Source organism: uncultured Anaerofustis sp., assembly GCF_938029165.1.
Classification (GTDB): domain Bacteria; phylum Bacillota; class Clostridia; order Eubacteriales; family Anaerofustaceae; genus Anaerofustis.
Window position 1 is genome coordinate 47191 of the sequence record NZ_CALHFB010000031.1, and the last position, 10370, is coordinate 57560.

9 protein-coding genes are annotated in these 10370 nt (G+C 34.9%); 8 read left to right on the top strand and 1 reads right to left on the bottom strand.

Annotated elements, in window-relative coordinates:
- The first annotated feature begins 26 nt into the window (after nucleotides 1-26).
- Genes Q0516_RS04080 through Q0516_RS04115 form a run of 8 tightly spaced genes read left to right on the top strand, consistent with a single transcriptional unit; the run spans nucleotide 27 to nucleotide 9927 of the window.
- Nucleotides 27-743 carry a pseudouridine synthase gene (locus Q0516_RS04080; protein WP_257479836.1) on the top strand — a complete coding sequence of 239 codons (717 nt, stop codon included), beginning with the start codon at nucleotides 27-29 and terminating at the stop codon, nucleotides 741-743.
- Nucleotides 744-750: 7 nt separating this feature from the next.
- Nucleotides 751-1308, top strand: a complete 558-nt coding sequence (locus Q0516_RS04085; protein WP_294467825.1) for a class I SAM-dependent methyltransferase — start codon at nucleotides 751-753, stop codon at nucleotides 1306-1308.
- A 25-nt stretch (nucleotides 1309-1333) separates the two neighbouring features.
- Nucleotides 1334-2650 carry a tRNA (N6-isopentenyl adenosine(37)-C2)-methylthiotransferase MiaB gene (gene miaB / locus Q0516_RS04090; protein WP_294467830.1) on the top strand — a complete coding sequence of 439 codons (1317 nt, stop codon included), beginning with the start codon at nucleotides 1334-1336 and terminating at the stop codon, nucleotides 2648-2650.
- A gap of 15 nt (nucleotides 2651-2665) precedes the next feature.
- A complete protein-coding gene (gene mutS / locus Q0516_RS04095) occupies nucleotides 2666-5341 on the top strand; it encodes a DNA mismatch repair protein MutS (protein WP_294467833.1) in 2676 nt (891 codons plus the stop codon).
- Between the two features lie 2 nt (nucleotides 5342-5343).
- On the top strand, nucleotides 5344-7323 hold the full coding sequence (gene mutL / locus Q0516_RS04100; RefSeq protein ID WP_294467837.1) for a DNA mismatch repair endonuclease MutL: 1980 nt from the start codon (nucleotides 5344-5346) through the stop codon (nucleotides 7321-7323).
- Between the two features lie 2 nt (nucleotides 7324-7325).
- A complete protein-coding gene (gene miaA, locus Q0516_RS04105; RefSeq protein WP_294467840.1) occupies nucleotides 7326-8252 on the top strand; it encodes a tRNA (adenosine(37)-N6)-dimethylallyltransferase MiaA in 927 nt (308 codons plus the stop codon).
- The gene (locus Q0516_RS04110) at nucleotides 8245-9507 is read left to right on the top strand and encodes a methionine gamma-lyase family protein (protein WP_294467844.1); all 1263 of its coding nucleotides are present in this window, start codon (nucleotides 8245-8247) and stop codon (nucleotides 9505-9507) included. Before miaA ends, Q0516_RS04110 begins: the two co-directional genes overlap by 8 nt.
- Nucleotides 9508-9927, top strand: coding sequence for a DUF3842 family protein (locus tag Q0516_RS04115; RefSeq protein WP_294467847.1), 420 nt, complete (start codon nucleotides 9508-9510; stop codon nucleotides 9925-9927).
- A 10-nt stretch (nucleotides 9928-9937) separates the two neighbouring features.
- Here Q0516_RS04115 and Q0516_RS04120 read toward each other — a convergent pair.
- A partial coding sequence (locus tag Q0516_RS04120) for a DUF3267 domain-containing protein (protein WP_294467849.1) occupies nucleotides 9938-10370 on the bottom strand: 433 nt, incomplete at its 5' end.

The window sequence follows — 10370 nt, forward strand, 5'->3', positions numbered from 1 at the left end:
AAAAGTTTTGATAGAGAGAGTAAAAAATGGAAGAAAAAATGAGAATAAATAAATACCTTGCAAGCTGTGGGGTAGCATCGAGAAGAAAATGCGAAGAGATAATTTCGAGGGGAAAAGTGACCATTAACGGGGAAGTTGTAAGAGAACTCGGAACTATAATCAACGTAAAAAAGGATTTGGTAAAAGTTTACGGGAAAGACGTAAGCTTAGATACAAAAAAAGTTTATTATATGTTGAATAAGCCTCAGGGAGTTATAAGTGCAAGCAAGAGTAAGTACGGAGAAGAAACCGTAGTGGATCTGCTCGGTAAAAAAGAACATAGATTATTCCCTGTGGGTAGACTGGATAAAGATACAACAGGGCTTATAATCCTTACTAATGACGGAGATTTCGCTTATAAACTTACTCATCCCAAATATGAAAAAGAAAAGACATATGAAGCTTTAGTCAAGGGTAAAGTAGACTCAAAAGCTTTAGATAAGCTTAAACAAGGTGTTGTCATTGACGGTAAAAAAACTTCCAGAGCCAAAGTAAGACTTGTAAAGATGATAGGAGTAAATTCCTTAGTGGAAATAACCCTTATCGAAGGCAGGAAAAGGCAAGTAAAGAAGATGTGCGAAAAGGTAGGTCATAAGGTTATTAAGCTTAACCGAACCATGGAGAACGGGCTTAGCCTCGGAGATTTGGAAGTAGGAGAATATAGAAAGCTTACTAAGAACGAAGTAAGCAGATTATTAAAATAGAAAAATAATGTTTAATAATGTAACGGAAATAACGAATTTAATCATTGACAATAAGGTAACTGACGGAAATATAGTCTTGGATATGACCATGGGTAACGGTAATGATACATTGTATCTTGCAAAAAAAGTCGGAGAAAAAGGTAGAGTATACGCTTTTGATATTCAAGGTGAAGCGATTAAGAATACAAAGAAACTAATTGATGAGAATGGTATAAATAACGCAGTACTTATAAACGATTCACATGAGAATGTTTTAAATTACGTTGATGATAAAGTAGATTTTGCGGTCTATAACTTAGGTTATCTTCCCGGAGGAGATAAAAGTATAGTTACTGAAAGCTCTTCCACCGTTAAAAGTATCAAAGATGTATTGACCGTTTTAAATAATGACGGGCTTATCGTAATATGTGCTTATGTCGGGCATGAGGGCGGTATGGAAGAATACAAAGATATATTATCTTTCGTATCAAGTTTGAATAAGAAGAATTTTAACGTTACAAATCTTGAACATATTAACAGGAAACAGACTGCTCCTAGAATGATTATAATAGAAAGAATTAAATAATAATACATAGAGGATAAAATATAATATGAAAAAATATTTGATTATAACTTATGGATGTCAGATGAATGAAAATGACAGCGAAAAAATCAGCGGTATGGTGGAAGAGCTTGGATATACCAAGACCGAAGACGAAAAAGATGCTGATTTAATAATAATGAATACATGTTCCGTAAGAGAAAATGCAAATAACCGTTTCTTTGGTAATCTTGGTAATTTTAAGAAACTAAAGAAAAAGAAACCGGGTTTGATACTGGCGGTCTGCGGATGTATGATGCAGGAAGAACATATAGTAAAGAAAATAAAGGAGAAATATTCTTTTGTGGATATAGTGTTCGGTACTCATAATATCGCATCTCTTCCTTCTCTTTTGGAAGAGTGTGACGCAAAGAGAAAGCTAATCGTAGAAGTATTGGAAGACAGCGATAAACTTGCAGAGGGACTTCCCGTACACAGACAGTTCAAGCATAAGGCATTTGTAAGCATAATGAAAGGCTGCAACAATTTTTGTTCTTACTGCATAGTCCCTTATACAAGAGGTCGGGAAAGAAGCAGGGAGTATCAAAATATATTAAATGAAGTAAGAGAACTTGCAAATGACGGAGTTAAGGAAGTAACACTTTTAGGGCAAAATGTTAACTCTTACGGAAAAAACTTGGATGATCCGGTTTCCTTTGCTAAGTTACTTAAAATGGTAAGTGAAGTCAAAGGGATAGAGAGAGTAAGGTTTATGACTTCTCATCCGAAAGATTTAAGTGATGAACTTATTGAAGTCATAAGGGATAATCCTAAGATTTGCAGACATATCCACCTACCTATGCAGTCGGGTTCAAGCAGGATATTAAAACTTATGAACAGGCATTACGATAAAGATACTTACATAAATTTAGTCAAAAAGATTAGAAGAGAAATCCCGGATGTGGCTATCACTACGGATATAATAGTAGGATTTCCCACAGAAACCGAAGAAGATTTCTTAGATACGCTGGATGTTTATAAAGAATGCGAATTCGATACCGCCTTTACTTTTATTTATTCAAAAAGGGAAGGTACAAAAGCAGCTGTAATGGACGGGCAAATAGACGAAAAGACCGTTAAAGACAGATTTGACAGATTACTAAAACTTCATGATGAAATTGTTTTAAAACAAAATCAAAAATATTTAGGTAAAGAAGTTGATATTTTAATCGACGGAAAAAGCAAAACAAACGATAATGTCTTAACCGGTAGGACAAGCTCCTTTAAGCTTGTAAACTTTACAGGTAAGGGAGAAACAGGGGACATCGTAAAAGTTAAGATAACGGATATACATACATTCCATTTAAGCGGAGAAGTAATAGAATAGGAGAAAATAAAATTTATGGCATCGCTCACACCAATGATGAAGCAATATTTACAGACACACGAAGAAGTACCTGATACGATATTATTTTATAGGCTGGGAGATTTTTATGAAATGTTCTTCGATGATGCGAAGACTGCCAGCAAAGAACTCGATTTGGTCCTTACAGGCAGAGACTGCGGACTTGAAGAAAAAGCGCCTATGTGCGGAGTACCTTATCACAGTGCGGATACTTATATTGCAAAACTTGTTGAGAAAGGTTATAAAGTTGCTATATGCGAACAAGTAGAAGATCCAAAGACTGCCAAAGGTCTGGTTAAAAGGGAAGTGCAAAGAGTTATTTCACCGGGAACGATTACCGAAGGTAAGATGCTTAAAGAAGGCGAAAATAACTATATCATGTGTATTTATTACAATAAACTGGAATTCGGGGTCACTTACTGCGATATTACTACGGGAGAATTCAATGTACTTTCTCTCAGCGGAGAAAACAGAGAAAATGAGCTTTTATCCCTTCTCTCAAGGATAAATCCCGCACAGATCATAGTTAATACTATCTTATTCGAAGATTTGGATTTAAAGAAGAATATATCAAATGTTACCAAAGTAATGCTTGAACCTCATCCTTTAAATTATTTCTTTCATGATAAAGCGAAGGAATATATATTAAATCAGTTTAATGTATATTCTCTTTCTTCCATCGGGCTTGATAATAACGAAATAATCGTAAGGTCTGCGGGGGCTTTATTAAAATATCTTGATGAAACGCAAAAGAGAGCACTTATACATATAAACGAAATCAAGATAAACGAAGATAAAGACTACATGCACCTTGACTATAGTACGAAGAGGAACCTTGAAATAGTAGAAAATTTAAGGACTAACAACAAAAAAGATACTTTGCTTGATGTCCTTGACAATACTATAACTTCTATGGGCGCAAGGGAGCTTAAGAAATGGGTACTTGAACCTTTAACAAATAAAGATAAAATCATACTTAGACAGGACGCAATCAAACTTTTCATAGATGATGTAATGATACTTGAAGATATCAGTTCCAATTTAAAATATGTCAAGGATATGGAAAGGATAATTTCAAGACTTTCTCTTGATATAGCGAACGGAAGAGATCTTCTTGCTTTAAAAGAGTCCATAGGCGTTATCCCTCGAATCAGGATACTTCTTTCAAAACTTATGAAGGATTCACCGCTTTTAAGTGAAATATATACAAAGCTCGATGAACTAAGTGATATATACGATTTGATTGAATCTTCCATTGATGATGACTGTCAGGTTAGCCTTAAAAACGGAGGGATAGTCAAACTTGGGTACAGTGAGGAAATCGACGAGCTTAAAAATTTAAAGAATAATTCTGCACAAATTTTAGCTAATATCGAAAAAGACGAAAAAGAAAAGACGGGGATAAAAAACCTTAAAATCAAATATAATAAAGTATTTGGTTATTTCCTTGAAGTGACTTCTTCTTATGCAAGTCTTGTTCCTGACTATTTTATTCGTAAGCAGACATTGGCTAACTCTGAAAGGTATTTTACGGAAGAGCTTAAGGATATCGAAGTAAAGTTACTAAGTGTGGAAGAAAAGTTAAAAGAAAAAGAATATAAAATATATGTCGATATAAAGAATGAAGTTTTGAAAAACATAAAGAGAATTCAAATGACAGCTAAGATGATAGCTGTTATAGACGCGGTTATTTCTCTCGCTGTTGTCGCAAAGAAAAATCACTATGTTAAACCTACCATTACGGAAAACGGAAGCATGATAATCAAAGAGGGAAGGCATCCGGTAGTCGAGAAGATAACCGGTCTTGATAATTTTATCCATAATGATACATTGCTGGATAATGAAGATAACAGGATGCTTATAATAACAGGTGCAAACATGGCCGGTAAGTCTACTTATATCAGACAAGTCGCGCTTATATCCATAATGGCACAAATAGGTTCATTCGTTCCGGCGACTTCCGCAAGTATAAGTATTGTCGACAGGGTATTTACGAGAGTAGGTGCAAGCGATGACCTTGCCAGCGGTCAGAGTACATTTATGGTTGAAATGAGTGAGGTATCCAATATCCTCAAATATGCCACAAAGAATTCTCTTGTGATACTTGATGAAGTGGGAAGAGGGACTTCTACTTTTGACGGACTTAGTATAGCTCATGCGGTGATAGAATATCTATTAGATAAAAGTAAAATAGGAGCAAAGACTTTGTTTGCCACTCATTATCATGAACTCACAGAGCTTGAAGGAGAACAAAACGGAGTTAAAAATTATTCAATAAGACTTGAAAGCAACGGAGATGAAATAGTCTTTTTAAGAAAAATCGAAAGAGGCGGTATAGATAAGAGTTACGGTATAGAAGTAGGAAAGCTTGCAGGACTTCCGGACGAAGTAATAAAGAGAAGTATGCAGATACTTGATGTACTCGAAGAAAACGAAGAAACCTATAAGAGTAAGATAGACGCTATGAACGCTCATATAAGAATGAGTAATAATTCCTTTACTCAGTTATCCATAGAGCAAAATCCCGATGACGAAAAGTTAAAGGAAAAATATACTTTGAGTAAGAAAGCCGTAAACAAAATAAAGACTCTTCCTATAGAAAGCATGAGTCCTATTGAAGTAATGAATTTTGTATATGAATTAAAACAGTCATTGGAAAAAGAGGAAATTTAATTATGGCAAGTGTAATTAAAAAACTTTCGGATGAACTTATAAATAAAATTTCGGCAGGAGAGGTTGTAGTTTCTCCTGCTTCGGTCATTAAAGAGCTTGTTGAAAATTCAATAGATGCAGGTGCGGACCATATCAAAATAGAAATCGAAAACGGCGGGAAGACCAAGATTTTGGTAAGCGATAACGGTATGGGGATAAAGTCTGATGAAATGGAGCTTGCTTTTAATAAAAATGCTACCTCTAAAATAGATAGTTTAGATAATTTATCGAGCATAGATACCCTTGGCTTCAGAGGAGAGGCTTTATTTAGTATATCCGTCGTAAGCAAAGTAAAAATAAGAAGTAAATATATAGATGAAAATATAGGGACTTCAGCTACGGTTATAAACGGAAAAGTTCAAAACATCAAAAACCTTGCATTAAATACGGGAACGAGGATAGAAGTAGAGGATCTGTTTTATAATACTCCCGCAAGAAGAAAACATATGAAAAGTGCAAAAGCAGAAAAGACCGCTTCACTTGATATAATATCAAAACTTGCGATCGCCAATCCAAGCATTGCTTTTAGTGTATACAGCGATAATAAGGAAGTATTTGTCACTCTTGGAGATAACAATATAAGAAATGTCGTAAGTGTAATTTTAGGTCATGAATTTGTATCTAAGATGATAGAAGTCAATTACGATGATGAACCTCTTACTGTAAAGGGATTTGCTCTTTCTCCCAATTATTTGGACAGGCAAAATGAGGAAAGTATATTTATTATAAACGGAAGATACGTTAAAAACGATACTTTGAATAAAGCTATAAACAATATTTATAGAGAGCAGTACGGACTTTTCACAAAGAGGATATCTTATGTCCTATATATAAAGCTTCCTTATAATTTTACCGATGTGAATATTCACCCTGCAAAGACAAGTATATCTTTCAGAAACGAAACCCTTATCAATATGCTCATATGCGAAGGTGTAAGGAGTTCTCTTAGAGAATCAATAAATCTGAATGACAATGTAATCGGAGAAAGAAGGAAGAAAGAAAATCCTCTTGAAAGTCAAATTGCATTCGAATCGTCAAATAGTTATGTTGTCGGTGATAAAGATATATCTATAGGCGGTCATGATGAAGAAATAAAAATAGATAAAAAAGAAATCGGTGAATATAACATTAATGCAGAAGCAAGTAAATCCGATATTATAAATACCGGCTATATTGCTTCCTATAATAAAGACAGTGAACCTACATATTTTAATGAAAGTGCGAGCACTTCTTATACTTCTTTTGATGATAACTTAATACAAGATATTCCTGTCATAAATCCTACAGAGACTAATTTATCCATAAATAAGAATGAAGAAGAATTAGCGGAGCAAAAGAATATAGTAGACAGAAGTATATTTGATAAAATAATCAATATGCACTTTGTCGGGACCGCCTTTAAGGCTTATGCCATATTTGAAAGCGGAGAAACATTATATATAATGGATACTCATGCAAGCCATGAAAGGGTTTTATACGACAAATACTTAGCTGAATTCAAGAAACACAGAGTCAAAACTCAAATACTGGTTTCTCCGTTCGTCCTTGAGTTAAGCGTTATACATAAGGATATATGTTTAAACCATCTTAAGCTGCTTAAAAATCTTGGATATGAAGTTGAAGATTTTTCCGGTAATAATGTAATAGTCAGAGAAATCCCTGAAATGTTATCTATGGAGGATACCAAAGAAGTGATTTTAAATTTATTGTCTTCTCTAAAAGATACATCAATGCTTAATAATGAAATCAACAGAAATGAAAGGCTTATTAAGAATGCATGTCATCATGCCGTAAGGGGACATGACGATATTTCAAAAGAAGAAGCAATCAAGCTTTTAAATGATTTGAAGTTATCGGATAATCCTTTTTCCTGTCCTCATTCGAGACCGACCATTTCTAAGATAAAAAAGAAATATTTTGAAAAAATGTTCCAAAGGATTTAAAAATGAATAAAATTGTAGTTATTGCAGGTCCAACCGCATCGGGAAAAAGCGGGCTTGCCGTAGAACTTGCCAAAAAAATAAACGGAGAGATAATCTCAGCGGATTCGGTGCAGGTTTATAAATATATGGATATAGGTTCCGCTAAAATAACAGAAGAAGAAATGCAGGGGATAAGACATTATCTTGTGGATGAGTTTTATCCAAATGAAGATTTTAACGTTTCTGCTTTTGTAGGTAAAGGAATAGAGTATATAAATGAAATACTTTCAAAGGGAAAAATTCCCATTATAGTGGGCGGAAGCGGATTATACGTCGACGCTCTTATATATGATTCTTATGATTTTGATGAGGAAGACAGCGATAAGAGCTATAGAAAGTATCTTGAGGATATAGCAAAAGAAAAAGGTAAAGAGTACGTATATGATATGCTTTTAAAAGCCGATAAGGAAAGTGCTGATGAAATACATCCAAATAACTTAAAAAGGGTCATAAGAGCACTGGAGATATATAAAAAGACGGGAAAGAAGAAGAGCGATAGGGAAGAGAGAAAAAAAGAATATAGATTTAAAGATACCTATTACTTTTGTTTAAATGACAAGAGAGAAAAGCTATATGAAAAAATAGATAAAAGAGTAGATGAAATGGTAAGTTTAGGGCTGGTAGATGAAGTAAAATCTCTTCTTCATATGGGATACGATGAAAGCTTGAATTCCATGAGAGCTTTAGGCTATAAGGAAATAGTAAGCTTTTTAAAAGGGGATATTTCATTAGAGGAAGCTATTTATATCATAAAGAGGGATACCAGACATTTTGCAAAGAGACAGCTTACGTGGTTCAGGCGTAACGAAGATGTAATATGGCTTAGTAAAGAAGATTATAAAAATACAAAAGATATATTAACTTTTATGAGGGGGATAATCAATGAGTAGTTTTGCCGCAGAAAAGGCAATCAATATTGTAAAGGAAGCAGAAAAAAGAATAAAATATAAATTTGAAGAAATAGATGATATATGTGAATATAATACATTCAAAGTTTTGAGTGCAATGCAAAATCATCGTCTTTCCCTAAGACATTTTAATGAAAGCACCGGATATGCTTATGATGACGAGGGAAGGGAGATAACCGAGAAGATCTATGCAGAGGTGTTCGGAGGAGAAGCTGCTCTTGTAAGGCCTCAGATAGTAAGCGGTACTCATGCAATAAGTTTAATGCTCTACGGGGTGTTAAGACCGGGAGATATACTTTTAAGTATTACGGGAGACCCTTATGATACCATAAGGTCTACCATCGGTATAAACGATAACGGAGAAAATCTCGGTTCACTTAAAGATTATAATGTAGATTATGATAAAGTGGATTTAAAAGACGGAGGGGAAATCGATTTTGATGAGGTTAAGAAGAAGCTAAGTGATAAAGTAAAAGCGGTATTCATTCAGCGTTCAAGCGGATATACCGACGCAAAAGCCTTATCTATAAGAAAAATAGAAGAAGCTTGTAAATTTGTCAAAGGTATAAAAAAAGATGTAATAGTCCTTGTTGACAACTGTTACGGAGAATTCCTCGAAAAGAAAGAACCTTTGGAAGTTGGTGCTGACTTGATTGCTGGCTCATTAATAAAAAATCCTGGCGGAGGTCTTGTTTCCGTCGGTGGTTATATAATAGGCAGCAGTGAAAATATTAAAAAAGTTGCTTCCCGCCTTACTGCTCCGGGTATCGCTCTTGAAGTAGGGGCTAATCTGGGCGTCATCCGCTCTTATTTGCAGGGACTTTTTATGGCGAGTAAAGTTACAAGCGGAGCAATAAAAGGCGCTATACTGGCTGCCAGCGTGTTTGAGAGTATAGGATACAGAGTATTCCCGGGTGTGGATGATGAAAGAAGCGATATTATCCAGGCTGTGGTGTTAGGCAGCAGAGAAAAGGTATGTGCTTACTGCGAAGGTATTCAGGAAGCTGCTCCGGTAGATTCTTACGTAACTCCCGAACCTTGGGATATGCCGGGATATGATCAGGTAATAATGGCTGCGGGGAATTTTATTGAAGGCTCTTCAATAGAACTCAGTGCCGATGCACCTATGAAAGAACCTTATATCGTGTATCAGCAGGGCGGACTTACTTATGAGCATTCTAAGATAGGTACGATAAAAGCACTGGATAAAATACTTAAACTTGATGAGGTAAGATAAATGTTGGTAATGGTAGTAGACGGAAAAGGCGGAGGGATAGGTGTAAGCCTAATTGAAAAAATAAAAGAAAAAAAGCTTGATGTAGATATTATAGGCGTTGGTACGAACTCCATTGCGATGTCGGGAATGAATAAGCTTGGTGTAGACTGTGCCAGCGGTGAAAATCCCGTAGTTTACAATGCAGGTAAAGCAGATTTTATACTCGGACCTATGGGAATACTTACCGCAAATGCCATGTTCGGTGAGATAACTCCCAAAATGGCTCATGCGATATCCGAGAGTGAAGCTAAAAAAATATTGATACCTATGAATAAATGCAATGTTATAACCGTCGGTGTCGTGAATAAGAGCATAAATGAATATATCGAAGAAGCAGTCAGTATTTTAAAAGAAGAAGTTGAAAAAAAGAAAAGCAGATAAAGTCTGCTTTTTATTTTTTCTCAAAAGCCACAAATCCCGGATCAGTGGGGTGATCAAAGACTTTGATGTCTTTATATTTAAGTAAATGAAGGATTATAAGCAAATCTCCTCCCGCAAATAACATATTTAGAATTGAGAATAAGAATAAAAATCTGGTTGGGAATATGAACATTGATAACATCGGGATTATACCAAGGATAACAAAGGGCATTAATGCTCCGATCATATATCCATTTTTAGATAATGCTTCCCTGCAGTGAGCGTAGGGCATAAGTGCACTAAGATTAAATCCGAATTTAATGCTTTTAAATCTATCTTTACAATAAAAGCTCCATGTAAAGCCGTGAATGAATTCATGTATTAATAATGAAACTATCAATATGATTATAAAATTGACTGCTGTGAACTGAAATGAGTTATCGAAATTTTTATAGTTAAGTATG

What these genes read in the sequence shown, in the direction of transcription:
- Q0516_RS04085 (WP_294467825.1), top strand. Translation starts at nt 751, where the DNA reads ATGTTTAATAATGTAACGGAAATAACGAATTTAATCATTGACAATAAG.
- Q0516_RS04110 (WP_294467844.1), top strand. Translation starts at nt 8,245, where the DNA reads ATGAGTAGTTTTGCCGCAGAAAAGGCAATCAATATTGTAAAGGAAGCA.
- Q0516_RS04115 (WP_294467847.1), top strand. Translation starts at nt 9,508, where the DNA reads ATGTTGGTAATGGTAGTAGACGGAAAAGGCGGAGGGATAGGTGTAAGC.
- mutL (WP_294467837.1), top strand. Translation starts at nt 5,344, where the DNA reads ATGGCAAGTGTAATTAAAAAACTTTCGGATGAACTTATAAATAAAATT.
- miaB (WP_294467830.1), top strand. Translation starts at nt 1,334, where the DNA reads ATGAAAAAATATTTGATTATAACTTATGGATGTCAGATGAATGAAAAT.
- mutS (WP_294467833.1), top strand. Translation starts at nt 2,666, where the DNA reads ATGGCATCGCTCACACCAATGATGAAGCAATATTTACAGACACACGAA.
- miaA (WP_294467840.1), top strand. Translation starts at nt 7,326, where the DNA reads ATGAATAAAATTGTAGTTATTGCAGGTCCAACCGCATCGGGAAAAAGC.
- Q0516_RS04080 (WP_257479836.1), top strand. Translation starts at nt 27, where the DNA reads ATGGAAGAAAAAATGAGAATAAATAAATACCTTGCAAGCTGTGGGGTA.